This window comes from Microcoleus anatoxicus (assembly GCF_042465725.1).
GTDB classification, from domain to species: Bacteria; Cyanobacteriota; Cyanobacteriia; order Cyanobacteriales; family Microcoleaceae; genus Microcoleus; species Microcoleus anatoxicus.
Genome location: NZ_CP120853.1, coordinates 2334586 through 2360490 on the forward strand (window position 1 = coordinate 2334586; position 25905 = coordinate 2360490).

The 25905-nt window shown below is 44.4% G+C and carries 18 protein-coding genes, 1 tRNA gene and 1 pseudogene; 7 read left to right on the forward strand and 13 right to left on the reverse strand.

Translation table 11 applies throughout. The features are described from left to right. Nucleotides 1-155: 155 nt before the first annotated feature. The gene (locus P2A85_RS10150) at nucleotides 156-6098 is read right to left on the reverse strand and encodes an AAA family ATPase (protein ID WP_377479324.1); all 5943 of its coding nucleotides are present in this window, start codon (nucleotides 6096-6098) and stop codon (nucleotides 156-158) included. Between the two features lie 497 nt (nucleotides 6099-6595). Here P2A85_RS10150 and P2A85_RS10155 point away from each other — a divergent pair, with 497 nt between their 5' ends. The 3 genes from P2A85_RS10155 (at nucleotide 6596) to P2A85_RS10165 (ending at nucleotide 9452) form a co-directional block, all read left to right on the forward strand. Then, a complete protein-coding gene (locus P2A85_RS10155) occupies nucleotides 6596-7339 on the forward strand; it encodes a hypothetical protein (protein WP_377479326.1) in 744 nt (247 codons plus the stop codon). Nucleotides 7340-7423: 84 nt separating this feature from the next. Beyond that, a complete protein-coding gene (locus P2A85_RS10160; protein WP_377479329.1) occupies nucleotides 7424-7642 on the forward strand; it encodes a hypothetical protein in 219 nt (72 codons plus the stop codon). Between the two features lie 103 nt (nucleotides 7643-7745). Next, nucleotides 7746-9452, forward strand: coding sequence for an NAD(P)/FAD-dependent oxidoreductase (locus P2A85_RS10165; RefSeq protein WP_377479332.1), 1707 nt, complete (start codon nucleotides 7746-7748; stop codon nucleotides 9450-9452). 347 nt (nucleotides 9453-9799) lie between these two features. Here P2A85_RS10165 and P2A85_RS10170 read toward each other — a convergent pair. The 4 genes and pseudogenes from P2A85_RS10170 to P2A85_RS10185 form a co-directional block, all read right to left on the reverse strand. Next, nucleotides 9800-9871 (reverse strand) — tRNA-Asn (locus P2A85_RS10170). 109 nt (nucleotides 9872-9980) lie between these two features. Beyond that, nucleotides 9981-10535 (reverse strand): NYN domain-containing protein, encoded by a 555-nt coding sequence (locus P2A85_RS10175; RefSeq protein WP_377479335.1) that lies wholly within the window; start codon nucleotides 10533-10535, stop codon nucleotides 9981-9983. A gap of 218 nt (nucleotides 10536-10753) precedes the next feature. Next, complete coding sequence (locus P2A85_RS10180; protein ID WP_377479337.1) at nucleotides 10754-12433, reverse strand: mechanosensitive ion channel; 1680 nt, start codon at nucleotides 12431-12433, stop codon at nucleotides 10754-10756. A gap of 147 nt (nucleotides 12434-12580) precedes the next feature. Continuing rightward, a pseudogene (locus P2A85_RS10185) lies at nucleotides 12581-12748 on the reverse strand (zinc ribbon domain-containing protein); the annotation flags it as partial. A 60-nt stretch (nucleotides 12749-12808) separates the two neighbouring features. On the opposite strand from P2A85_RS10185, the gene P2A85_RS10190 reads away from it, so the two are divergent. Continuing rightward, complete coding sequence (locus P2A85_RS10190) at nucleotides 12809-13252, forward strand: SRPBCC family protein (RefSeq protein ID WP_377479340.1); 444 nt, start codon at nucleotides 12809-12811, stop codon at nucleotides 13250-13252. 105 nt (nucleotides 13253-13357) lie between these two features. On the opposite strand, the gene P2A85_RS10195 is transcribed toward P2A85_RS10190, so the two are convergent. The 8 genes from P2A85_RS10195 to P2A85_RS10230 all read right to left on the reverse strand — a co-directional run bounded on the left by P2A85_RS10195 (nucleotide 13358) and on the right by P2A85_RS10230 (nucleotide 22276). Then, nucleotides 13358-14044 (reverse strand): alpha/beta hydrolase, encoded by a 687-nt coding sequence (locus tag P2A85_RS10195; RefSeq protein ID WP_371120171.1) that lies wholly within the window; start codon nucleotides 14042-14044, stop codon nucleotides 13358-13360. A gap of 349 nt (nucleotides 14045-14393) precedes the next feature. Continuing rightward, nucleotides 14394-15218, reverse strand: coding sequence for a SirB1 family protein (locus tag P2A85_RS10200; protein ID WP_340520508.1), 825 nt, complete (start codon nucleotides 15216-15218; stop codon nucleotides 14394-14396). A 27-nt stretch (nucleotides 15219-15245) separates the two neighbouring features. Then, the gene (locus P2A85_RS10205) at nucleotides 15246-16001 is read right to left on the reverse strand and encodes an SGNH/GDSL hydrolase family protein (RefSeq protein ID WP_377479343.1); all 756 of its coding nucleotides are present in this window, start codon (nucleotides 15999-16001) and stop codon (nucleotides 15246-15248) included. Between the two features lie 23 nt (nucleotides 16002-16024). Then, entirely contained in the window at nucleotides 16025-17986 is a 1962-nt protein-coding gene (gene mutL / locus P2A85_RS10210) for a DNA mismatch repair endonuclease MutL (protein ID WP_377479346.1), read from the reverse strand. 50 nt (nucleotides 17987-18036) lie between these two features. Then, entirely contained in the window at nucleotides 18037-19131 is a 1095-nt protein-coding gene (locus P2A85_RS10215) for an ATP-binding protein (RefSeq protein WP_377479349.1), read from the reverse strand. A gap of 112 nt (nucleotides 19132-19243) precedes the next feature. Further along, nucleotides 19244-20545, reverse strand: coding sequence for a beta-ketoacyl synthase N-terminal-like domain-containing protein (locus P2A85_RS10220; RefSeq protein WP_377479351.1), 1302 nt, complete (start codon nucleotides 20543-20545; stop codon nucleotides 19244-19246). 117 nt (nucleotides 20546-20662) lie between these two features. After that, nucleotides 20663-21442 (reverse strand): peptidylprolyl isomerase, encoded by a 780-nt coding sequence (locus P2A85_RS10225; protein ID WP_371117827.1) that lies wholly within the window; start codon nucleotides 21440-21442, stop codon nucleotides 20663-20665. A 267-nt stretch (nucleotides 21443-21709) separates the two neighbouring features. Next, complete coding sequence (locus tag P2A85_RS10230) at nucleotides 21710-22276, reverse strand: photosystem I assembly protein Ycf4 (protein WP_340520492.1); 567 nt, start codon at nucleotides 22274-22276, stop codon at nucleotides 21710-21712. A 195-nt stretch (nucleotides 22277-22471) separates the two neighbouring features. On the opposite strand from P2A85_RS10230, the gene psbD reads away from it, so the two are divergent. The 3 genes from psbD (at nucleotide 22472) to P2A85_RS10245 (ending at nucleotide 25886) form a co-directional block, all read left to right on the forward strand. After that, complete coding sequence (gene psbD, locus P2A85_RS10235; RefSeq protein ID WP_377476346.1) at nucleotides 22472-23530, forward strand: photosystem II D2 protein (photosystem q(a) protein); 1059 nt, start codon at nucleotides 22472-22474, stop codon at nucleotides 23528-23530. A 152-nt stretch (nucleotides 23531-23682) separates the two neighbouring features. After that, entirely contained in the window at nucleotides 23683-25062 is a 1380-nt protein-coding gene (gene psbC / locus P2A85_RS10240; protein WP_340524897.1) for a photosystem II reaction center protein CP43, read from the forward strand. Nucleotides 25063-25247: 185 nt separating this feature from the next. Further along, nucleotides 25248-25886, forward strand: a complete 639-nt coding sequence (locus P2A85_RS10245) for a bifunctional 4-hydroxy-2-oxoglutarate aldolase/2-dehydro-3-deoxy-phosphogluconate aldolase (RefSeq protein ID WP_377481413.1) — start codon at nucleotides 25248-25250, stop codon at nucleotides 25884-25886. Nucleotides 25887-25905 lie beyond the last annotated feature (19 nt).

Genomic DNA, 25905 nt, shown 5'->3' on the forward strand with positions numbered 1-25905 from the left:
TTTCTCTCCCCGGAGATCCCCCCCAGCCCCCCTTAAAAAGGGGGGGGAAAGAGTCTTTAAGTCCCCCTTTTTAAGGGGGATTTAGGGGGATCTAAATCTTAAGGAGTAGTTTGAAAACACGCCCTAGGGGTGAGGCTAGAGACTCCAAAAAAACCTCACCGTCGCACCGGAATCTCGATCGCAAACTCAGTCCCTCCACCTGGTGCGGAAGTACAAATTAGCTTCCCGCCATGTTTTTCAACCACAATCTGATAGCTGATACTCAACCCCAAGCCAGTACCTTTACCTACTGCTTTCGTAGTAAAGAAAGGGTCAAATATGCGCGATCGTACTTCCTCTGTCATCCCAGGGCCATTATCAGCAATATGAATTATCGCCCAGTTTTTGTCAGATACTTCAGTCCAAATCTTAATTTTTGGCTTAAAGATTTCCGGTGACATATTTTCTAGTTTTTGGGTTTTTTCCTGTCTCCCAACTCTCAACTCTACTGCATCAATTGCATTGCTCAAAATATTCATAAACACCTGATTTAAGCCTGAAGCATAACAACTTACTTTGGGAAGTTCACCATACTTTTTAATAATCTCAACTCCAGAACCATCTGCATTTTTTTTCAACTTGTGCTGCAAAATTAACAGAGTAGATTCAATCCCAGAGTGAATATCCACAGGTTTCATTTCCGATTCATCCAGCCTTGAGAAATTCCGCAGCGACAGTACAATATTGCGGACCCGCTCAACCCCAACCTGCATTGATTGCAGCATTTTCGGCAAGTCTTCTTGGATAAATAACAAGTCTACTTCCTCTGTTTTAGCAACAATTTCAGGAGTCGGATTTGGGTAAGACTCTTGGTAAAGCTCAATTAATCCCAGCAAATCCGAGCTATAGTCGCTAGCGTGGACTACATTGCCATAAATAAAATTAATCGGATTATTAATTTCGTGAGCAACTCCCGCCACTAACTGCCCCAAAGAAGACATTTTTTCCGTTTGAATTAGTTGGCTCTGAGTCGATCGCAATTCCGACAAAGTAACTTCCAACTGCGACGCTTTTTCTCTCAACAGCGCCTCCGACTCTCGCAAAGCATCTTCCGCTAACTTGCGCTGGGTAATGTCCTGTACAGTCCCAAATAACTTAATTACCTTACCACCATCAAAAATAGCTTGCGCCTTAACAAAAATATATCTGACATCTCCATCAGGACGCAAAATTTTCAACTCAAACTCACAGGGATTTCCTGATTGAATAATCTCATCTATTCGCTCTAAGCAAAACTGTATACTCTCTGGATGAATCTGCTGTTTGTGTTCTAAAAAAGTCGGCTCAGGTAGTTGAGTATCGAGACCAAAAATTCGGAATACTTCTTCAGACCAAGTGAATTTCTCCACTGCTAAATCAAATTCCCAGTTACCCAAATGCGCCAGTTTTTGAGCTTCTTGCAGCTTGGCTTCCTTAGCTTTTAATTCTTGGGTACGTTCTTCTACTTTCACCTCTAGCGTCTGCGAATAATCCTCCAACTCTTGCTTAGCCGCCGACAAATTAGCCACAAGTACCGCATTTTCTATAGATATAGCGGCTTGGGAAGAAAGCATTTTTAAAATCTCCAGCCTACCTGGAAAAAATGCTTCCGAAGTTAAATTGTTTTCTAAATAAAGAATGCCTGTGAGTTGGCTTTTACTCAGGATGGGAGTACAAAGCACAGATTTGAGTTGCTGGCTTTGAATGTAGGGGTCATGTGTAAATAAACCTTCCTTAGCAGCATCACTTAAAACCACGTCAGAGTGTGTCCTTTCAACATAATTAATTACCGTTATTGGCAAAAATGCCGCTGGGTCGCAGGTCGGACATTCCTCAATTTTAATATCTGAATTCTGCACCGATGCTGCTGCTTGGACAACCAATTTTCCTTCCCTTGGTATCAACAGAAAGCCTGTTTGTGCTCCCGCATTTTCCATCGCGATTTTTATTAATTTGGCTAACAATTTGTCCAGCACAATTTCACTAGCTAGGGCTTGAGATGCTTTCAATACCGTTGTTAAATCTAATAAACTGCTGTGACTGCTGCTGCTGGAAGTAGAATTAGTGCTAGCCATCGTGCGATCGCCACTAGATTTTACCACCGATGCAGGGGGTAAAGACATGGGATACTCTGACTCCAAATGTTTGACTTTGGCGGTGGCTCCCCAATTAAGATAGCCGTAGTAAGCATCTATCAGATAAGTCTCAGCCACTTTGGGGCGATCGCCAGCCCGATAAAATTCTGCTGCTAGTTCGTTTGCTAGGGCTGCTTCGTGGATGTATTCATTCTCTGACGCTCCTTTCACAGCGCGATCGTAATACAGAGCAGCTTTTTCAGATTGTCCCAATACTCGCGCTTTTTCGGCTTCTACTAAGTCATACTTATGCTGATAATTTCCCGGAGAATTCACAGCCCAATGCTTCATTTTTTTCTGAAGCACCACCACTTTTTTTAAATGTTTTTTTTGTTCATTTTTTGAAACAATTGGATACAAAGCTAACAACGATAAGGAATAGTAAAAATTGTGGATAGGAACATACATCATACTCATAACAGCCTCAGCATAACTTGAAGCTGTCATGGCATTTTCCGCAGATTTTACATAATCTTTAAATAGATAATTCAGCCAGGATTTAGCTAAATATACTACAAATATTACCAGATTGTTTTTACTTTCTATCAAGGCTGGTAGCATAGTTGTTTCATTAAATCTTTCGCCCATTAACAGGCAAGGATTAGTTGTTTGACCTTGCAAATTTAAAACAAGCTGCGCCCCAACAAGAGCTTGATAAATCATAAATTCATTTTGATAATTGACCAACATTTGAATATATTGATTCTGCTTATTCTCCACAAGATCCAGAGGTTCCCCACTCAAAAATATATAATTGCTGTAAAAACTCGCACAATAACAAGCATTATTCACATCTCCGGTTTCGATGCCACTCTGAATACCATCAATTAAACCGATAAGACTTTTCTTAACCTGTTCGGACCAGTGACGTATAAAGGCATTAACAATTAGTAAAATTTGAGCGTCATGTAAGTTAGTGTGGAATCTTTCTAAAAGTGCCTGAGCTATTTGACCATATCGGTATCCAGAATCCATATCACCTAACACCCCACACTGGATCACGCCATAGTTTGCATACCCAAAACTAGACAAAGGCGCATTCCCGTATTTCAGAGAAAGTGTAACGATTTTAAAGACGATAAATGGGAACGTATTGGGTGCTACTATAAACGCAGCCGGACTCATATTTGTTAAAATTCGTATAGCCGCAATTGTATTAGGGTTAGTCATTGTTGGTAGTTTTACTAAATCTTCAATATTTTTATTTCTCAAACTTAGTTTTGTCCGAAATAGCTCCATAATTACATTCAGTTTATTAGGGTTTTTAGGAATGTAAACTCCCAACATTTTCAACGCTTCTAGAGCTGTATTAATCGAAAGTTCGGGTTGATTTTGATTAAAATAAAAAATGACTTTTAATTCATAAATTTTAATTTTCTCTAGCAAATCTTGGGCGCGGGATAAGATTGCATCTGATAGCTGGAACGCTAGCTCAAACTCGGTATTTATATAGGATAATTCTAGCGCTTCCAGATGGAGTTCCATGATTAAAGCGTAGTGAGTCTTCCAAGCTGAATCTGGTAGCAGTTCTATACCTGTATTAAAATATTTGAGTGCTGCTTCAAAGGCGGCAGAACTCTTAGCTTTTTTGCCAGCTATCAGATTAAAGTTAGCTAGTTGATTTCGCTGTTCTCCCTCGCTGATAAATTCCACTCCGATATTGAGTTGGTTGACAATATCAAAGATATTTTCTGCTATTTCCGATACCGTAGGGGCGGTAGATGGTGCGTGGGTGTCATTTTCCTTGTGCAGTAGCAGATACCCGATTTTTAAGTGGGTTTGTTTTTTCTGGGAGTCAGGGATCAGAGAATAGGTGGCTTGCTGGACGCGATCGTGCAAAAATCTGTAAGCAATTGAACTCTCAGCCTGCATTACCTCAGAGCGATCGAGCATCCCCAATTCTCCCCCATCCCCTCCCCGTTGAGATTTGATTTCCTCAACCAGAGGAATTTTGTAAGCATTACTCAGGGGCACAATTAAACCAGCTTGCAGCGCCTCCCATAAATCAGCAGCCGTTTCCGAGGGGGATTTTTCCCTAACAATTGCCAAATTTTCTAAACTAAAATGGTTGCCCATACAAGCAGCTAATTTTAATACTTGCTGAGTCTCCTCCGGTAGTTTTTGAATGTTTCGAGCAACTAATTCAACGACATTGTAATCTACAATGCCAGCGGCTTCAATTTCCAGGATATCCCACTGCCACGCAGCCATATTGAAATCAAAAGCTAACAGTTTTTCGTAATGAAGAGTTGAAAGCAGTTGAGCGATAAAAAATGGATTTCCTCCAGTTTTATTAAAAATCAACTCTGCCAGTAACTTTAAATTTTCAGTTGTCTGACCAAAAGTATCTTGTAATAACTCAGTGACGCTGCTCAACTCTAAAGATGGGAGGATAATCTGATGCACCGCAGCACCATACTGTTCAATTTTTTCAACTGTTTGAACTAAAGGATGAGTCAAATTGACTTCGTTATCTCGGTAGGCTCCTACCACTAAAAAATGTCGCAGAGCCCTGTCTGTTACCAGCTCTTGAAGCAATTTTAAGGAAGCTAAATCTGCCCACTGCAAATCATCGAGAAATAGAACTAAGGGGTGTTCTGCTTGGGCAAACACATTCAGAAATTCTTTGAACAATCGATTAAAACGATTTTGAGATTCTGTCGGACCCAATTGGAGTACAGTAGGCTGGGCACCAATTATTAGTTCGACAGAAGGGACAACTTCAATAATAATTGCGCCGTTTTGACCTAGCTTTGACAACAATTTTTCTTTCCAAATTGCCAAATCTGCTGAGCTTTTTGTTAATAACTGCTGCATCAATGACTCAAAGGCTTGAGTCAGTGCAGCATAGGGAATATCTCGTTTAAACTGGTCAAATTTGCCAGCAATAAAATAACCACGCTGCCGTAAAATTGGTTTATGAACTTCATTAACAACTGAGGTTTTGCCAATGCCTGAGTATCCGCTCACCAGCACCATTTCAGTTTTTCCAAAGGTAACTCGATCGAAAGCAGCAATTAAATCAGCGACTTCTTTGGTGCGTCCATAGAGTTTTTGGGGAATCAAAAATTGACCCGATTTATCCAGAGTACCTGGAATGAAGTTGTCTATTTTGCCTGTAGTTTGTAGCTGATTTAGGCAATTTTCCAGGTCGGCTTTTACTCCCAAGGCACTTTGATATCTGTCTTCGGCATTTTTAGCTAATAGTTTCATGACAATGGATGAAACCACCAGGGGGACTTCTTTGTTTAGCTGATGCGGCGCAACTGGTGTTACGGCAATATGACTGTGAATTAATTCTAAGGGGTCAGTGGAGCTAAAGGGTAATTTTCCTGTCAACATTTCATAAAATGTGACTCCTAGAGAATACAAGTCAGTTCGGTAATCGAGGTCTCGGTTCATTCTCCCGGTTTGCTCTGGGGATATATAGGCTAGAGTGCCTTCTAGGACGGCGGTATTACTATTTTGATAAACCTCTTTAGATAGGCGAGTTGCCATGCTAAAATCTGTGATTTTTACTTGAATACTGTCTGGGAAAACAATTATATTTGAGGGTTTGATATCTTTATGAATAATGTGGTTTTTATGTACTTCGCCGAGAGTTTGACTCAGTTGAATAGCTAGAGGTAAAAATTTATTATATTTAATATTTTTCCCCGCCAGATGGTGTCTTAGAGATTCACCGCCGCAGTCTTCTAAGATGAGAGCGAAACTGTTTTTATATTTTTCTAAGCTATGGGGTTTGATAATTCCTTCTATGTTGAGATTTGAGCTAATTTGGTATTCATGTTTCAAACGGGTGATTTCTTCGATGGTGGGATAGTCGCTATTTAGTGTTTTAATGATGACTAAGGCTCCATCTGATTCTCTGACAGCGCGATAAATAATCGATTTGACACCAAGTTGAACAACTTCTGTGATTTTGTAACCGGGAAGTAGATTCATGGTTTTTCTTTTGTGACTAAGTGTTGGCTTAACATGGTGCTGAATGTCGATCGAGCAGTGGCGCGACTGTACTTAAGTGTTTTTATGCTTATCTTGTGCTTGACGATACACAGCAAATAAAGTAATTAGTCTGTATTTTTCTAGTTTAGTAGATGTAATAAAAATTTATAGAGTAGGAACTGCCTGACAAAAGCAGGTCTGGTTGCATCTCCCCCTGATATGTACAGCGTGATACTTCACGCCGTCGAGCTTTACACTATTGTAACAAACTATGTGATATCGATCGCAGATGCTAGTCCACCAATCCCCATCCCATCCAGATTTAGGTCTCAATTAGAGCCTGGTCTCCCAAAACCAACCACAAGCCCACGGAATATCCAGTTGGAGGCGATCGAGCCTCAAACTAGATAAGATGTGTATCACCCAAAAAAATGATTCAGATCACAGCCTTGCAGTGAGCTAGTTGGTAGCATTTTTCCATAATCAGGTGCATCACAATGGAAGAAGTCCTAGCATTGATTGAAAACAAGAAGCAAGAATTTGCTAAATCTGGGCTATTTGAGTTTATGCGAGACACAAGCATAAACCCAAAACAACGCCTAGCTTTTGCTCCCTGCGTTGCTCCTTTCGTGATGAGTTTTGGTGAATTTAACAAGTATGTCTTCCGAGAAGAACCAACCAACGATCCACTTCAGGTAATAGTCAACAATCATACCTATGAAGACGATCATCACTGGTTGTGGTTTTTGGCAGATTTAGAAACACTGGGTATTAACAAATCTGTTAAATTCAGTGATGCTTTGAATTTTCTCTGGAATGAAGAAACAAAAGCTTCGCGGTGGGTAACACACCAAATTTTCCGATATGCTTTTGGAGCGAGTCCGATCGCAAAATTAGCAATTATGGAAGTGATAGAAGCCACAGGTAATGTGTTCTTTTCAACGGCGGCCCCAATTGCCGAAGAACTGCGAACAACTACCCACAAGGAGTTTCTTTATTTTGGCTGTTTTCATTTGGCTGTGGAAACAGGTCATACTACGGGCACACCGGAAGTTGAGCAATTGATTAGAAACATACAACTGACTCCTGAAAGCCGTCAAGAGGCTTTTGAGGTAGTTGAGCATTTGTTTGAAGCTTTCACGAAACTAACCGATGAGCTTCTGGTTTATGCAAAAACCCATAGCTGTGAGCAACCTTTTGCCAAGCCTCGCGAGGTTTTGCAACCTTTAAAAGCAGCCTAGCTTACCAGATGTAAAATTTTCAATTTTTGGAACCGGACAAATCTTAGAATCAGACAAAATTCATTAATTACCAGGAGAGGCATCATGTCAGAATTTAACTCTAATTCTTTAACTGTGACTGAGAATTTGGACATTGCTCATACTTGGACTGAGAACTTGGACATTGCTCATACTTGGACTGAGAATCTGGACATTGCTCATACTTGGACTGAGAATTTGGATATTGCTCATACTTGGACTGAGAATTTAGAAATTTCCCAAAGTTCTCGCCTAGCTGAAAATGATAAAGTAGCAGTCGGATAAAAACTGTTGAAAATAACTATTCAGCCTGGGAAGGAGCGAGGCTGAATAGTTATAAATTTGTCTCGTCAATGCCCAAATTTAGCATCTACTAACCCTAATTAATATGAGCCATTACGACGTTGTGATTGTGGGCGGTGGCCCTGCGGGTTCCACGGCTGGCACTTTGCTCAAGAAATACAATCCGAATTTGAGCGTGCTAATCCTAGAGAAAGAAAAGTTTCCTCGCGATCGTGTTGGGGAAAGCCAATTACCTCAAATTAGCGATGTGCTTCAAGAAATGGGATGCTGGGATAAAGTAGAAGCAGCCGACTTCCCGATAAAAATCGGCGCTACCTATCGTTGGGGAACAGATCCGCAACCTTGGGATTTTAATTTTATCAAGCCGGAAGAGTTTAAAGATGAGCGGCGTCCTGCTAAATTTGAGGGACACAGACGGCAAACTGCTTTCCAAGTCGATCGCGCAAAATATGATGAAATTTTGCTCAGACACGCCGAAGAAATGGGATGTTTGGTTAGAGAAGAAACTCCGGTGGTTAAAGTAGATACAGAGGGCGATCGCGTTACAGCTCTACACTTGCGATCGCAGGAAGAAATCACCGCCCGCTACTACATCGATGCTTCCGGCCACATCGGCGTGCTACGCAGAGTTTTGGGTGTCGAAACACACTGTCCGACACGACTACAAAATATCGCTATTTGGGACTACTGGACAAACGCTGAATGGGCCGATTTTATCGGTGTTGGTGGCACCCGCGTCCAGGTAATGAGTTTGAGTCACGGGTGGATTTGGTTCATTCCCTTGGGTCCAACTCGTACCAGCATCGGTTTCATCTGTCCTGCGGAACATTATAAGGAGATGAAACAGCGACCAGAGGAGATATATGCCGCAGCACTAAAGAGCGAACCCCGCATCAGCAAATTAATCGCTAATGCTACCAGTACGGGGAAAATTGAAACTACAAAAGATTGGTCATTTTTGAGCGATCGCACAGTAGGAGAAAACTGGTTTTTAGTCGGGGAATCTGCGGGTTTTGCCGACCCAATTTTAGCGGCGGGCATGACTTTAGCTCACACAGGAGCCCGCGAATTAGCTTACACAATCTTAGAATTAGAGCAGCAGAAACACGAGGCTAACTGGCTAAAAACTCAATACGATGGCAATCAAAGACGCCGAGTGCAACAGCACATTCGCTTCGCCGATTACTGGTACGCTGCCAACGGTCAATTCACTGACTTACAAGAACATTCAATGGAAATTGCGCGAGATTCTGGGTTGAATCTAAGCCCGGAAAAAGCTTTTCAGTGGTTAGCGCAAGGAGGATTCACCAATGATATTTTGGGTCAAGCTGTGATTGCCGGATTTGATTTAGGTTCCATGAAACAGGTAATGCAGCGATTCTCGCAGCAAGAAGTGCCTTGGCTGCTTTCGGCGTACAATGTGTTTCAGTTAGATTTAGTAGATGCAGAAATCGAGTTTGTAGCTGTCTACGAAGCAGGTAAAATTAACAAGATCAAGTGTTATGTGAAGAACGGTCAGCGGTTGCCTGTTACAGGTTTATACGGTTTGCTGATTGATATTTTGAGCCGCAATGAGTACATCGAACAAATTTACCGGCAGTTGGTGCTAGTGTTTAAGGAACGTTTTTCTGTGCAACACGCACGAGTAGCACTGCATCAAGCCCTTGGTTGTTTGGAGGTGATGGTGAGTTCTGGTATCGTCAATGCAATATTGAATCCCGATTTGTCTAAGTTGAATATTTCGATACCTATGGAAGGTGAGTTAATTCATACTCACAGGGATGTTAATTAATGTGCTAAGAAATTGAGGAAGCGACATTGCCCATTAGTGTCAACTTAACTTGAAATATCGCTCTTACCCGAAATACCGCCAGGGGTTTAAACCCCTGGCTAATAGCTAAAGTCCTCTAAAAGAGGACTCAAGAACTCGTCAGTCCTCTTTTAGAGGACTTGTGCTTTGAGGCAGGGGTTTAAACCCCTGCCGGACTCCTGGGATGACTAACGGACTTGGCAGGCTGACAGCTTAAGTTGATACCAATGGGCACGTGCCGTTTCCTAACTTTGCGTCATAATTAATTCCGAAATTATTCAAAACTAAAAATCAGAGGTTGGAAAATTCCAACTTCTGATTTTTACTAACTCCCCGGGTAGGATTTGAACCTACGACCAATCGGTTAACAGCCGACCGCTCTGCCACTGAGCTACCGAGGATTGGTGATTTTTGCTTGCCACATTTACTAATAGTAATACCAACATCCTGAATTTGGCAAGGCCTTTGACAAACTTTTTTTTAAGTCATACAGAAAGGGGGTTTCAGGAGTTAAGGCAATCCCATTCTCAGTTTAGCCAGCCGCTGTTGGGATTCTGGATCGAGAGAACTGGCGAGAAAGCGACTAGAAGTTTGTTTGCGAGATTTGTGCAGGCGCTCGGAGCGGCGGGCTGTCGATTCGATGTCGGCGGCAAGTTGCTCGGCAGACATCCATTCGGCACCGTAGCCGACGACGGTCAATTGCTGCGCTCGGTCTGATGTGGCGACTATCATGCGACCTTTTCCCGATCGCGATCGCAATTCATAGCGCAAACTAGCACAAGATTTTTCAATATAAGTATCTGCTGTCTGACCGAAGTCAGTGTAGTGCACAGATAAATGTTTTGTAATAATTTCTTTGACGCTGGGAGTATGTCGATAGTGAGCATCAAACACCAGTCGAGCCTCAAAATCTTGAACAGCGCTGTAGTTAACTAAAACTTCTATTAACTCGCGGCGAGCTGTTTCGAGTTCGTCGCGATCGCGCCTCTCTCGGAGTTTAGGCCAAAGCCCAATCATGTTATAGCCGTCTACAAGTAAAACCGCTTGCGATACATAGGATGACATGGTTCAAAGCTGAAAATCTCCAGCGCGTATAGGACATTATTTGCATTGTTTATCAAAGCTTTTGTTGCATTTTATTACAAATCGATGTCTAGTATCAAGTTCTGTTGAGTCCTGGGTAATACCAAGTCTGGGAAAGCTAAACTCCAAAAGATTGACTCTTTGGGAATGATTTGGACAAAAAAAATGGCGTTTGCACTTGACAAACGCCATTTTTTTTGTTATGAACGCGGCGTTTTATCTTGTTTAAAAGCCGCTAACCATTCGCGAATTTGCTCGGAGGCAATATCGCGCCCGCCCAAACCAAAGGCCAGAGCAATCCCTACAGCGATCGCCCCTAGCAGCAGCCCAAAGGCCAAATTCACAATATCGCTAGCAATGCCCATCTGTTGCAGCGCCAAGGCCAACACAAAGGCAATAATCGCGATCCGAGCCGTTTGGCCCAACAACCGGGCTTGGCGAGTGCCAGAACTGGCAATCAAACTAAAGGCCAGATTCGCTAAATATAAGCCGATCGCAAATACGATCAAACCAGACAAAACCCGACCAGCTACCAGCACAATACCGCTAACAATCGCCGTCAGTGCCGGAATTCGCAGCACATCAGTAGCAGCAACCACAGCAAACAGGATAATACCTACTTGCACGACAATCCCCACCAACTCCGAAGGAGTACGGGATGGAATTTCTGGTTCCGCCTGGAGTACCGTTGCATCGGGATCTAGCTGGTCTTTGGCGATGGACAATGGTGGCTTCGCCGGCACTCCCAACCAAGAAAAGACATTATTAAAGCCAATCCCCGTCAGGATATTAATCACCAAATCGCTAATCCAGCGTCCCAAAATGTAAGCAACCACTAAAATTATGGCGGCTGTAAAAATATTGGGAATTGCGCCCAAAATCGTGTTGAGCATCGCGATTGCCGGCTGGGAAATCGCCTGAATGTCCAAAGCGTTGAGTGCCGCGATCGCCGTTGGAATTAAAATCAAGACATAGACCATCGTCCCGACAATCCACGACAGCGATTGGCCGCCATTCGTCCGCGAAATTCCGAACCTAGCGCCCACACTGTCAGCCCCAGTAGCAGCCAGCAAATTTGTGACAATCCGCCGCACCACCTGAGCCAGCAGCCAGCCCACAGCCCCAATCAGCACCGCTTCCAAAATCTTAGGAATAGCAGCCAGAATTTGATTGAGCAAATTCTGAACCGGTAGCAGCGCCTGAGACAATTGCAGAGATTCCAGAATCAGTGGCAAAAACAGCAGAAAGATAAACCAATACAGCGCATTGGCTACTGTTTCGCTCAGCAGCAAAGGGCTTTCTCCTGGTCCTCCACCCACTTGCTGATTCAAACGCTCATCCAAACCAAAAGCCCGCATCGCCCGTGATACGGCCAATTTGGCAACAGTGGCCAATACCCAAGCTATCCCCAGCCAAATCAGGGCGCCGGCTAACTTCGGCAAGAAAGCAGCTATTTGATCGAGAAAAGTATTCAGCGGTTGCGAGACAGCAGTCAAATTCAGTCGGTTGAAAAAGGCTACCAGGAAGAAGATCAAAATGATCCAGAACACCGAAGTCGCCACCCATTTTTCGACTGGTGGTGACTGTATGGAGTCTGGACGCCCTGTAACCCAGGCCGCCATTTTGTTATCGATGTTAGTTTTTTTGAGTAATCCTCCGATTACTGACGAAACTAGGGTGGCTACGATCAAACCCAACAGCAGAATGCCCACTGCCCAGATGAGATTTTCAATGTTTGAACCCTGAAATAGATTGTTTAATCCACGTTCGGCATCTGCCAGCGGATTTGGGGCGGGCTGCCCCTGGGCTAAGATGCGATCGGACAGAAGCCCCATGGGGGTCCATGTCGGTTGAGTTATTTGTTGCCAAGTTTCATTCATTTTTTTCTCAGGTTAACGTCAGAGTTGACAGACCAAATAAGAAACTTTGACACTCCCCACGCAGGAATGCGCGGATTCTTGGTTGATGGAGCGCACTTATCTTTCGGGACTTACATCCTTGAGACAGAGGTACATCTCTCCCCAAGCTTAATCGTTCCGGGATGCCATCCGGTACGTTTCTAATGTCTTAGCTAAAATATTCAATGCTGCATTATAGTCTCTATCCAAAACAATGCCAAATTGATAGCAAATCTGGGTTCTCATGGAAAGAGTATTTTTAACTAGGGTTCCACAACTAGAAGATTCTTGACTGGTATATTTAGGTGGTAAACGTCTGTTATTTGGTCACAATACGCTTCTAGCTTGCAGGTTTTCATGTCTATTCGTCAAGTTTTCGAGCAATCAATTGAAATTCGCGCTGCTGCTACCTTGGTGGAGCGCTGTATCGCCGATCGCACTTTAATGCACCAGTGGCTCAATCCATTGCTCCGCTGCGAGCCGGTCGGCGAATGGGATACTGCTGTCGGAAGTCGCAGCATATTTATCATAAAAATTCCGGTTTGGCAACCCACTTTAGAGAGTGTAGTTTTAGAGCGAGAACCGGGTTTAATTGTCTGGGGGTTTGATGGATTTTTTCAAGGGTGCGATCGCTGGGAATGTCAACCACAAATCCAAGGCACACTTTTGATCAACCGCTTTGAATTTGAGATTCCCAATCAGTTAATTCGATTTGGTTTCCATCGCTTTGCAGCCCCTTGGACCCAGAAAGACATGAAAGACCAACTTCGTCGCCTCAAACGAGTAGCCGAGCAATTATAACAAAAGCAACAAGGAAGAAACAGGGGAGCATTGGAGAGCGATAGAAAAGACTATCAATTCCCAATGCTCGATTCCCCATTTCCCCTACCCGCTAACTGGATTTTTTTACTTCATACTCCCCGATGAATTGGGCTGACAAATCATTTGTCTCGCCGAATTCAATGCTTGACCAGCAGTGCCTTGCATGGCAGATGAATTTTTATACATTGCCTGCAAATCTTGCATATCTTTCATCACCCGCTGATAGACAGCCATAGCTTGATTTCCATCTACTTCCAAAGCCGAAGGGGTGTAATTTTGCATCACTTCGATCAAGGATATTTTGCCATCTTTGGAAGCTCCGACTAAAGCATCTCGCAGGGCCGGAGCGCTTTGAGCGCGAGTTGCTGGTGCATAAGCTACTTCTCCCAATTGTTTCAAAACAATTTCCCCGAAGTAGGAATTTGCCAGCCTCGTTACTAATTGAGAATCTAAAGCTACTTCTCGCGTTAATATTTCTCGGACTGATTCAGGAGTTTGTTTCGCCAGACTTAGAACGCTTTGCAGTTGAGGAGATGGTTTGCCAGTTTGTGTAAAGCTTTGCAAGTCGGCTAGGGGTAAAGTGACATCAATAGCACCATATTTGACAGTCACTGTTTCTAATGCCAAAGCCTTACCGCTGCTGAGCAATACTGCACTTGTTCCTAACAAAAGTGCCAAACCTAATGATAAAGACTTTGACATTTTCTTGGTAAAATGAGCTGACTGCCGGCGCATTCCATCGAGATAACCTGATTGAAACTGAAAGTTCATGGTTTTTTGCCTGTTTACGTCAAAATATTTTTTTGAGAGCAAGATTGATTGATTTGCGCATTCTTTTGTTGCCACTGAATACGACAGTGCCTCTTTGGTTTTCAAGGCAGCGATTCAATACTAATCTAGCTAATTTTACAGTGATGTCAAGGAATTTTAACCTCTCATTAGATAGGTGTCCATTGGTCACTTATATGTTACGTGACCGCCTTACATATTTTCCTCCATTGGTTATATATCTTTGCAAAACTTTTGACACTCCCAGTCTCACAACACGGGGTTATCAGGATAAATTGTATAAAAGCCACATCTACCTTAATCTAGGGACGATCGATCGTGCAACTTGGGATCACATATCCCGATCGAGCATATCGAGTAATTGGCGAATTCTAGGAGCATCAGGAGCATTAGGAGCATTTCTTAGGTATACTTCCAAATCGTGACGTGCTTCTGCCAAACGCCCCAGTTGATAGTACAGAATTCCGCGATCGCGCCTTTCTCCCAGGGCATCTGGAAATAGCAGTAAAATTCCTTCGATCGCCCTGAGTACCCTCCTAGCATCTTGCTGTTGCAAATAAATCGCCTTCAGATTTCCCAGCATTCGCGCCAATAATTGCCGGGGACTGACTGCGGCGAGGAATGCCGGCTGCAACTCCATAGTTTGACCATAAATTCTAGAAATTCTCTCTTGACAATCTTCAGTAAATAAGATCTCACCACCGTTAAAAGCATCAACAAAAATCCCAGCATCTTCAAAATTTGGCTTAATTAAAAAATGTCCTGGCATCCCAATTCCCACCATCGGAAAATCAATCCGCTTGGCAACTTCTAAATAAACCAGAGACAAAGAGATTGGAATACCCATACGGCGATCGATCACTTGATTCAAAAAACTATTCCGGGCGTCATAATAATCCGCATCATTGCCCGCAAATCTCAAATCCTCGTATAAGTAACGGTTAATAGTTTGAATGATTCGCAGGGGATAATTCTGTGCCGGCAGGCGATCGCGAACTTCATCCGCCATGTCGTCGAGAGCATTGAGATATTCCTGTGTCTCTAAGTTAGGATATTCTTCTAAAGCTATATACAAAGCAGCTTTTGCCAGATCTATCGAGTTATCTGGTTGATTAATTTCTAAATGAAATAGTTGTCGCGCTCTGGGAAAATCCATTTTTATTATTGATTTAAAGGCTCTACTCTAATGATTTTTATCTAAATCAGCCACTATTTTTAATAAAGCTTCACGATAAATTATTTTGCCATCAGTATTAAGATGAACACCATCCGATGTCAAATTAGCCTTCAAAGCTTTGCCCTCAAATAACGGCTGCACAACTTCTTCGTCAATTGATAATTTTTCTACCACAGCAACTTGACGAATCAACCGATTAAACCGATCGACTCTTGAAATAGGAGCAGCAACACTGACATCGTGGCTTGCCTCAACAGTTGAATAAACAACTGGTAGTAAAACCACTTGTTTCGCCCCCATATCTTGTTTTACAGTCGCGATTATTTGCCTCATATTGTTCACAAATTGCTCATCCATAGTTCTGTAAATAGCATCATTAGTACCCAGAGCAATGATGGCACGATCGCACTTAACTTTCACAGCAGTGAGAAACTTAAGCTGTTCTAGCTGAGAAATTGCACTCATCCCGCCCATCGCCCAATTAAAAGTATCATTTCCGAGAGTATTTCCCAACATCGAAGTTATAGAATCCCCAAAAAAACAAGTTTTAATTTGCCTAGGGTGAGCCACAGCAACTTGATATTTTACCTCATCCAGCCACCCTGGTTGAGAACTCAGTGTATCTGTGGGTAATTCCAGGTAATTAGCATTCGCCATCACCAACATCCTGCCCAAATATCCCCGTTTTCCTGCATAGATAAAAATCACCCCTACCAAAATTATATTTAAAAAAATCGAAAAAATTGTGATGGTATTTTTCATGTCGTATTTTCAAATTGCAAAGTTTAAATTCCGTGACTCTTACCAATCACCCAATTGCGCCGAAAAATTCGAGCCAAAGTCGATTCTTCCAAAGCAAAATAGATTGGGCGGCCGTGAGGACAAGTGCGAGGATTGCGAGTTTGTTGCCATTCATTCAACAAATTTTGCATTTCATCCAGAGTTAAAGGAGTACCATTGCGAAGGGCACTACGACAAGCCGTAGCCACTTGAGCTGCTTGCAAATCGGCTACTTTACTGAGTTCAAAAATAGCATCTCTACAGTCATCTCGCTCGGCTAACAAGGCAGGAACTTCCCGCAGCGCCCATAGCTGTTCGCCAAAAGTTTCTACCTCTAAACCTAAGCGAGACAAATTCTCAATTTGCCACGCCGATAATTGACTGAGAATTATGGGTTTTTCTAGAGGTTTTAACTGCCAAGCAGCGCATAATTGCTCGTACAAAACACGCTCGTGAGCGATGTGTTGTTCTACTAACCACATTCCGCTGGAATGTTCCGCTACAATGTAAGTATGGTGAACTTGAGCGATCGCCCTCAATTCCATCAATCCTATGGGATGAGCTGTTACCTGTTCGCCGTCGTCATTGGGTTGGCTAGATATCCCCAGATTATAAGTACCTTTTTGTTCCGATGCTTTGAGCAATTTTTCCACTCGATCGGGAATAGTCGGCTGCGGCAAAACATCTTCATTCAACTCCAAAGCACGAGCAATTGCCGCTCTAACTTGTACTTGCCAAAAACTAGGATCTTGCAAATAAATTTCCACCTTAGCTGGGTGTCGATTCCAGTCAATTTCCGAGGGAGAAATTTGCAGGTGAATAAAACACAGAGGATAGCGATCGCGCGGACAAGTACGAGCAAAGGCGCTGAGAATAGTTTGCTCCAATTCTGGCGATCGCACCACCCGCCGGTTCACCGCCACTTTCACCCAATCCGGGCGTCTGCGATGACAGCGATCGGGCAAACCAATTACTAACTCTAAAGACTGGAAATGCGGAATTGTCAATGGGGAATTTTTACTGAACCCAAGGACTGAGTTAAGCCCGATCCCTTCATAGTCCCTGAGCGAAGTCGAAGGGTTCAGGGGCCACGTAGGCGAAGTATTGGCAATGGGTAATGGATAACTAGACTCGGTTTTTGACGCAACTAATTGCGTTTTCACCAAAGAGTCTGCTATTTTATTGCTATTGGGAACAGAGGGCAAATTCACCTTTAAATACTGCAAATCATGCAAGCGAACTCCCCGCACAAATTGAGGTAAAATTTGTTTTCCTGTCAAGCCCGGTGTAATCTGAAAACAAGGCGTATTTCCTTGTCGCAACTGCCAATTGACTTGAGGGTGACACAGGGCAATTTGCTGAATAATTAATTGTACCGATCGCATTTGCTGTGCCGGTGCCAAAAAGCCGCGACGGACTGGCCAATTCCCAAACAAGTTACTAACTGTCACCACCGTCCCTGGAGCGATCGCAATTGTTTCCACCTCCAAAGGTTCCCCAGCGCCATCGTAAACTACCCGCCAGCCCGATCGAGCATTTTCTATTTCCCCCCTGGACGCAGAGAGATTTTCAAGAGCCAAATCCTCTGGATTTTCATCTAAATCAGCAAATCCCAAATCATTTGTTCTGCTCAAGATTTCCAAAGAACCCAACTGAGCCAAACTGTGCAAAGCTTCCCCACGAAACCCCAAAGTAGCAATTTTGTAAAGGTCTGCTTCAGTGCTAATTTTGCTGGTACTATGAGCAGAAGCAGCCTGCTGCAAATTTTCCAAATCCATTCCCGTACCATTATCTGCAACTTGCAGTCGCCACTGTTGGGGCCAGACAGAAACAATGATGCGAGTTGCGCCAGCATCCAGAGAATTTTCCACTAATTCTCGCACCGCAGCAGCCATCGAGTCAATTACCTCGCCTGCGGCAATTAAATCGATCACTTCTTGGGGTAAAGTTTGAATACTAAGTGGCATTATAATTTTAGCTATTCCTCAATTCAATTATACTTGATTTTGCCCATCATTTAACTTATGTTTTTAGGCAAACGAATGTAAAAAGTTGTTCCTTTATCGTCTTCAGACTCATAGGTAATTTCCCCTTTGTGAGCATCTATCATCGACTTAGCAATCGCCGTTCCCAAACCAGTACCAGTACGCTTTCCATAGGTCACAAAAGGTTCAAATAATTTTTCCTTAATTGCGCGCGGAATACCAGGTCCATTATCGTAAATGCTAATTTCTGCCCACTCCTCACTTTCTGTTACAGTAATCTCTACACGGCCCCCTCGTCCCCCAAAAGCTTCCACAGCATTGCCGACTAAATTTTGCAAAACGCGCAAAATCTTATTTTCGTCAGCCAGCACTATCACTTCTGTTACCCGTACTACCAACTCTACTTTTGCCGCTTCAAAATAAACCCTATTCAACTTTTCAAATTGGTGCAAAGTCTGGATGAGATTAATTGATTTTTTATGTAAAACAGAATTTCCACGAGAAAATTCTAATACTTCCTCTGCCATTCCCAACATTCGCTGAACCTGCAATTGAATCAGGTCGCACCACTCCTGAGTTTCCTCGTCCGGGTGAATTTCTTTGAGCATTTCACTTGAGAGTTTAATTCCTGTAAAAGGACTTTTGAAATCGTGAATAATTGTACTCACCATTTCTCCAACCAGAACCATTTTTTGTTTATGTACAAACTGGTTCACGTACTGATCGGTTGTGTCGCGCAAATTTTGAACAATAAAGCTAAAAATTTGCAGCACGGAAGTTCCTTTGCTAAAATGGAGTGTATCTATGAGTTCTGTGCGAGATATTTTGGCTAAAGTTGAGCCTGCAATGGCTAAGGCCCTCGCACTGCGCGGCTGTCCGTCTAAAACTCCGAGTTCCCCAAAAAAGTCATCCGGTTTAGCTAGAGCAACAGTTTGATGTTTATTGTTGTCAATCCGTTTGCTAAATTTGACTTCACCTTCTAAGACTAGATATAAGAAATCCGCTTGATCTCCCTCCTCAAAAACCAGGGTTTCCTGAGCAAAATTCTCCAAGATCGCTATTTTGCACAGGTGCGCTGCTTGTTCGGGTTCAAAGTAGGACATAAATCGATGAGATGTCAAATCCATGTGAAAATACCACCTGAAGTTTAATCTAAACAGTTTCTTTTTTATATCTTCTCTTATTCCTTCAATTTAATTGCATATCAACTTTTGGTTTAAAAAATTTTTATTAAAAAAATTAACTATACTGACTCAGAGCGATCGCTGCATTCTGACCCCCAAACCCAAAACTCAAACAAACCGCATTTCTCACTTTGGTCGATCGGACACAGCGCACAAAATCTAATTCAAATCCCGGTTGGCGCATTCCGATGCAAGGTAACAATATCTGCTCTTTGATACTCATTAAAGAAAAAGCTATACCCAAAGCTCCCGAAGCTCCCAAAGTATGTCCCGTCCCCCCTTTAGTCGAACCAACAGCAACTCCGAAAGGAAACAACTTGTGAATTAACAGCGCTTCGTGTTGGTCATTTAACTCCGTTGCAGTGCCGTGAGCGTGAATGTAATCGATATCAAACGTTGATAAATTGCTCCGTTTCAAACATTGATTTACCGCCGCGATCGCACTTTTTCCTCCAATTTCCGGCGCTATACCATAACACGCATCATTTGTCAAGCCAAAACCCGAAACTCGGCCGTAAATTTGAACACCCCGACCCATTGCCAAATCCGCCGATTCCAATACAAATAAAGCCCCACCTTCGCCGAGTACCAACCCTTCCCGGTCTCGATCGAAGGGATAGCAACCTGTTGTGGCCAAAGCACCCATCCGGTTAAACCCAGTCAGAGTTAATGGTGTGATGGGCGCTTCCACAGCACCTGCGATCGCCCTCTGACACAGACCAGTTTGGATTAACTCAACAGCTTGGGCGATCGACCAAATACCAGTCGCACAAGCCGCCATCGGCGCCAGCACCGGCCCGGTAGAGCCAATTGCTCTGGCCACCGCGATCGCCCCCATGTGAGGCAAAAAATGCACAAATTCAGAATAGGGCATTGGGAATCGGGAATCGGGCATGGGGCATCGGGCATCGGGCATAGGGCATGGGGCATCGGTAATCGGGAATTCCCTTCCCTCTTCCTTCTCCCCTCTTCGGTCTTCCAACTTCGGTCTTCCAACTTCGGTCTTCCTTCCATCGGTTACATCCGTTACATCCGTTACAGAATCCGTTGCCGAACTTCCTTCTCTTAGCAACTGTTCCAAATTTCCCTGAAAACTGCGGCTAGAACCGATCGCAATCCCGCAATCAGGAATCGGCAAAGTCAAATTAGCATCTTGCAAAGCATCTGCCAAAACCCGCCGAATTAAAGTTATTAAATCCGCAGGTTTTGGATCAATTAAAGCCAGAGGTCGGGGTTCAAGTTCTAGAAAAGGTTGATGCTGCTCAATTCCCGACTCTCCAATCAACAGTTTTTTCCAACTATTTTCCAGAGAGCCTAAAGCAGAAACCAAACCAATTCCAGTAACAACAACATCCATAAGTAAAAGGCTTGCTTTTGGCAATAAAGTAGAAGGCAGTTGTTTCTCTAATGACTACTGCCAACTGCCAACTATCAACTATCAACTATCAACTGCCAACTGTCAACTGTCAACTGACTAACTAACAGCCTTAAAATTTTCCAAACCTTGAGTCACAGTAGCTTTGTCAATGCGATTGCCAGCCTCAATCTTATCAACCACATCCATCCCTTGCTTGACGTAGCCAAAAACCGCATAGCTACCGTCCAAAAAAGGTACATCCGTCAAAGTAAAATAAAACTGCGAAGAAGCCGAATCAGGAGCATTCGATCGAGCCATAGCCACAGCCCCACGACTATGCACCAAAACAGGTTTCTCAGTAACCCCAGCTTGCTCAAACGTGGTGCTGTAGGTAGGACTTTTCGCACCTTTAGCTTTAATTTCCAGAGGAATATATCGTTCCTGAGAAGTTTTCGGGTCAATAAAACCACCAGTTCCCAACCGCTGAGAAGGGAATTTAGGATCTTTCCCCTGGGGGTCGCCACCTTGAACCACAAAAGGCTGAGGTTCCCGTACTACGCGGTGAAATACCAGCCCATCGTAGACACCTTTCTGAACCAAATCCACAAAATTGCCCGCAGTAATCGGAGCATTTGTACCGTCAAGTTCGATCGTAATTGGCGATCCTTTAACCGTCATCACCACCGTTGCTTTTCCTTCCAAACGCGGCAAGTTACTAAATTGCGAACTAGCAGCCACAACAGCAGGAGACGGAGACGGAGACAAAGAAATACTTTCACCAGATGCCGGATTCGGTGTGGGAGTAGAATTGGCGGGAGTGGAACTGCCGCATCCACCTACAAAAAGGGCACCAATGATTAAAATTGAGAAAAACCACTGCTGAATTCTGATTTGCATTTTCACTTTCACTTGATTAAAAACTTGGCAACTAGAATTGACGCAGAAACGGGGTTTTTGACCTTCCGTGCGTCCAGGACTGTTGGTAATCGAAACAGAGGAATCGGAGCATTCTGTTTAGTCCCCCTAGTGAAGGGGGATGGGAGGCGAGGCGGTTTCATTTTGAGGTAAATCATCGTTTTGTGGGGGTGGTGGATGGTCAGTGCCTACCTGTTGTTACCCCCCCCCTTTACCAATCCCAAATCCCACATCTCAAATCCCAAATTCTTAAAGTCCTTCCAAGGGAACCTTCAAAAATCGAGCCAATTCCGCCGCTTCATTTTCCACCTTAGACAAGGATATGGGTTGTCCGACTCTAGTCAGGGGAAACTGACGGCGGTCTTTGAGCTTGAGATAAATACTGCGACGGGGACTGAGACCGTCTTTGATGTCCACCCGTACCGATTGAACATCGGATGTTTTGCAGGTAAAGTCTACTTTACGGTTTTTGCCTGGAAAACCCCAGCGAAAGATGCGAATACTGCCAGTTTCGCGATCGAACTCATTATATCCGCCACCAAGATCCCAGAGAACAGTCAGCCAGAGGTAAGACCCCAACAGCAGAGCACAGACACCGTAGAAACCCATTGCGATGCCCTGGGGGATAAAAATGAGCTGAGTCGGGTCAGCAAAAGGCAGCAGATTTACGTGCAAGTAGCTAGAAATGCTCGACAGCAGGAAGCCAGTCCCTCCAATGCTGACCACCGTCGCCCACCAGTAATTGCTGAAGCGGCGGGAACCCAAAACCTGCTGGCGCAGGATGCGTCCGCTCGAAGTCGTTGTTTGTGCAGTCATAAAATTCAAAAGCGTTAAAGCCAAATCTTAATTCAACTACCAATCGAGTTGAAATTTTATGAAATTATAATGTATAGTTATGTTAACTTTAATTAGAACCACCTTTCATCCCCACCTAACATTCATATATGAAGAATTTTAGTTGGGGTAATTGACAAACCTTAACCTTTTAACAAGCAAGAGGATTTTACAGCAATGACAATCGCAGTCGGACGCGCCCAGAACGAGCGAGGCATCTTTGATGTACTCGACGACTGGCTCAAACGCGATCGTTTCGTCTTCGTAGGCTGGTCTGGCATCCTGCTATTCCCCTGCGCCTACCTGGCCATCGGTGGCTGGCTCACCGGCACCACCTTCGTCACATCCTGGTACACCCACGGTTTGGCAAGCTCCTACCTCGAAGGAGCCAACTTCCTCACCGTAGCCGTATCCACCCCAGCCAACAGCCTCGGACATTCCCTGCTGTTCCTGTGGGGCCCTGAAGCACAGTGGGACTTCACCCGCTGGTTCCAACTGGGTGGCCTATGGGCCTTTGTCGCACTCCACGGCGCTTTCGCACTGATCGGCTTCTGCTTGCGTCAGCTAGAAATCTCCCGTTTAGTCGGCATCCGTCCTTACAACGCCTTGGCATTCACCGGTCCCATCGCCGTGTTCGTCTCGGTGTTCCTGCTTTACCCCTTGGGTCAATCAGGCTGGTTCTTCGCCCCTAGCTTCGGCGTGGCAGCAATTTTCCGCTTCCTCCTATTCCTACAAGGCTTCCACAACTGGACCCTCAACCCCTTCCACATGATGGGTGTTGCAGGTATCTTGGGTGGTGCGCTCTTGTGCGCCATTCACGGTGCAACGGTGGAAAACACTCTGTTTGAAGACGGTGAAGGTGCTAACACTTTCCGCGCTTTCAACCCAACTCAGTCTGAAGAAACCTACTCCATGGTGACAGCTAACCGTTTTTGGTCGCAAATCTTCGGAATTGCATTCTCCAACAAACGTTGGTTACACTTCTTCATGTTGTTCGTACCTGTCACAGGCTTGTGGATGAGCTCTTTGGGTATCGTCGGTTTAGCATTAAACCTGCGGGCCTATGACTTTGTATCCCAAGAATTGCGCGCTGCAGAAGATCCTGAGTTTGAAACGTTCTACACTAAGAATATTCTGTTGAACGAAGGTATTCGTGCTTGGATGGCTCCAACGGACCAACCACACGAAAACTTTATCTTCCCAGAAGAAGTTCTGCCTCGTGGTAACGCACTTTAATAAATCAGGATTTGGATTTCAGATTAATCTTTAAATACTGATATCCAAATCCTAGTTCCCAGGCGGAGGGGCTGCGTCCCCGTAACCGCTCCGGTAACAAAAAAACCTGAAATTCGCAATCAAAAATCCCAAATTGATGGAGGTTCTACCGCGTGGTAACGCTCTCTAATTCTTATGCAAGCGGTCGCGACCAAGAGTCCTCCGGGTTCGCTTGGTGGTCTGGCAACGCTCGTTTGATCAATCTTTCCGGCAAACTGCTCGGCGCCCACGTCGCTCACGCCGGCTTGATCGTTTTCTGGGCTGGAGCAATGACTTTGTTTGAAGTCGCTCACTTTATTCCAGAAAAGCCCATGTACGAACAAGGCTTAATCTTGATGCCTCACGTCGCTACTTTGGGCTGGGGCGTCGGCCCTGGCGGTGAAGTTACAGACATCTTCCCGTTCTTCGTAGTCGGTGTTCTCCACTTGATTTCATCTGCTGTTCTCGGTTTGGGCGGCATTTATCACGCCGTTCGCGGCCCTGAAGTTCTCGAAGAATATTCTTCGTTCTTCGGCTACGACTGGAAAGATAAAAACCAGATGACCAACATCATCGGCTATCACCTGATTCTTTTGGGTGGCGGTTGCTTGCTGCTGGTTGCTAAGGCCATGTTCTTCGGCGGTGTCTATGACACTTGGGCTCCGGGCGGCGGCGACGTGCGTATTATCACGAACCCGACTCTCAACCCCGCTGTGATTTTTGGCTACTTGGTTCGCTCTCCTTTTGGTGGCGAAGGCTGGATAGTCAGCGTCAACAACATGGAAGACATTATCGGCGGTCACATCTGGCTGGGCCTGATTTGTATCGCTGGCGGTGTTTGGCACATTTTGACCAAGCCTTTCGGCTGGGCTCGTCGCGCTTTAATCTGGTCTGGCGAAGCTTACTTGTCTTACAGCTTGGGTGCTTTGTCCCTGATGGGCTTCATCGCTTGCTGTTTTGTTTGGTTCAACAACACTGCTTACCCCAGCGAATTCTACGGCCCGACTGGTCCTGAAGCTTCTCAAGCGCAAGCTTTGACCTTCTTGATCCGCGACCAACGCTTGGGTGCTAACGTCGGTTCTGCACAAGGCCCGACTGGTCTGGGTAAATACCTGATGCGCTCTCCTACTGGCGAAATCATTTTCGGCGGTGAAACCATGCGTTTCTGGGATTTCCAAGGCCCTTGGTTGGAACCTTTGCGTGGTACTAATGGCTTGGATTTGAACAAAATTAAGAATGACATTCAGCCTTGGCAAGCTCGCCGCGCTGCTGAGTACATGACTCACGCTCCTTTGGGTTCTTTGAACTCTGTGGGTGGTGTGGCGACTGAAGTTAACTCGTTTAACTTCACTTCTCCTCGTTCTTGGTTGTCCTGTTTCCACTTTGTGATGGGTTTCTTTTTCTTGGTCGGCCACTTGTGGCACGCTGGTCGCGCTCGTGCGGCTGTCGCTGGCTTTGAGAAGGGTATCAATCGTGAGACGGAAGCGGTTCTTTCTATGCCTGATTTGGATTAATCGATCGCATTTATTGCTGATTTGATTGTGTAATCATTAAAAGGCTCCTGTTTAATCGCAGGAGCCTTTTTGTTGAGATCTGGTAATACAATGATATGGTTTCGGAATTATTTAACGGCAGAGACCGCAGAGAGCGCAGAGGCAGAGAAGGAGAGATGAATAATTCCGATATCAAGGGATTTGATATGGATCATCAAATTTGGTTGACATCATTAAAAACACGTCGGGCGATCGCCGTTATTCGTTCGGACGATCGAGACATGGCTTGGCGGATGGCACAAGCTGTAGCTAAAGGGGGAATTGAGTTTATTGAAATTACTTGGAATACTGAAAAAGCGGGTGAGTTAATTTCTCAACTCCGCTTGGAATTTCCTACTTTTAGTATTGGTACTGGCACATTATTGAATTTAGAACAGTTGCAGGAAGCTATAGCTTGTGGCGCTCAATTCCTGTTTACTCCACACACGGATGTAGCTATGATTAAAGTAGCTGTTGATGCGGGAGTGCCGATCGTCCCTGGTGCTTTTTCTCCGACAGAAATTGTGACGGCGTGGCAAGCGGGCGCTACTTGCGTTAAGGTGTTTCCGATATCGGGTTTGGGAGGTGCGGCTTACCTGAAAGCTCTGCAAGGCCCGCTGGGTGAGATTCCTTTGATTCCGACGGGTGGGGTGACGCTGGATAATGCGAAGCTATTTATTGATGCTGGGGCGATCGCGGTTGGTTTAGCTGGAGACTTATTTCCCAAACATTTGGTGGCTAATGGGGATTGGGAGGCGATCGGCCAAATTGCTCGAACTCTCACCCAAAACTTAACAACTTCTTAATCCTCTTCCCAATCTAAAC

Bases quoted from the DNA above. Each gene is read 5' to 3' on its own strand.
- P2A85_RS10220 (WP_377479351.1), bottom strand. From the start codon at position 20,545: ATGGATGTTGTTGTTACTGGAATTGGTTTGGTTTCTGCTTTAGGCTCT.
- P2A85_RS10180 (WP_377479337.1), bottom strand. From the start codon at position 12,433: ATGAATGAAACTTGGCAACAAATAACTCAACCGACATGGACCCCCATG.
- P2A85_RS10190 (WP_377479340.1), top strand. From the start codon at position 12,809: ATGTCTATTCGTCAAGTTTTCGAGCAATCAATTGAAATTCGCGCTGCT.
- psbD (WP_377476346.1), top strand. From the start codon at position 22,472: ATGACAATCGCAGTCGGACGCGCCCAGAACGAGCGAGGCATCTTTGAT.
- P2A85_RS10225 (WP_371117827.1), bottom strand. From the start codon at position 21,442: ATGCAAATCAGAATTCAGCAGTGGTTTTTCTCAATTTTAATCATTGGT.
- P2A85_RS10155 (WP_377479326.1), top strand. From the start codon at position 6,596: ATGGAAGAAGTCCTAGCATTGATTGAAAACAAGAAGCAAGAATTTGCT.
- P2A85_RS10195 (WP_371120171.1), bottom strand. From the start codon at position 14,044: ATGAACTTTCAGTTTCAATCAGGTTATCTCGATGGAATGCGCCGGCAG.
- P2A85_RS10165 (WP_377479332.1), top strand. From the start codon at position 7,746: ATGAGCCATTACGACGTTGTGATTGTGGGCGGTGGCCCTGCGGGTTCC.
- P2A85_RS10160 (WP_377479329.1), top strand. From the start codon at position 7,424: ATGTCAGAATTTAACTCTAATTCTTTAACTGTGACTGAGAATTTGGAC.
- P2A85_RS10230 (WP_340520492.1), bottom strand. From the start codon at position 22,276: ATGACTGCACAAACAACGACTTCGAGCGGACGCATCCTGCGCCAGCAG.
- mutL (WP_377479346.1), bottom strand. From the start codon at position 17,986: ATGCCACTTAGTATTCAAACTTTACCCCAAGAAGTGATCGATTTAATT.
- P2A85_RS10150 (WP_377479324.1), bottom strand. From the start codon at position 6,098: ATGAATCTACTTCCCGGTTACAAAATCACAGAAGTTGTTCAACTTGGT.
- P2A85_RS10245 (WP_377481413.1), top strand. From the start codon at position 25,248: ATGGATCATCAAATTTGGTTGACATCATTAAAAACACGTCGGGCGATC.
- P2A85_RS10205 (WP_377479343.1), bottom strand. From the start codon at position 16,001: ATGAAAAATACCATCACAATTTTTTCGATTTTTTTAAATATAATTTTG.
- P2A85_RS10175 (WP_377479335.1), bottom strand. From the start codon at position 10,535: ATGTCATCCTATGTATCGCAAGCGGTTTTACTTGTAGACGGCTATAAC.
- P2A85_RS10215 (WP_377479349.1), bottom strand. From the start codon at position 19,131: ATGGATTTGACATCTCATCGATTTATGTCCTACTTTGAACCCGAACAA.
- P2A85_RS10200 (WP_340520508.1), bottom strand. From the start codon at position 15,218: ATGGATTTTCCCAGAGCGCGACAACTATTTCATTTAGAAATTAATCAA.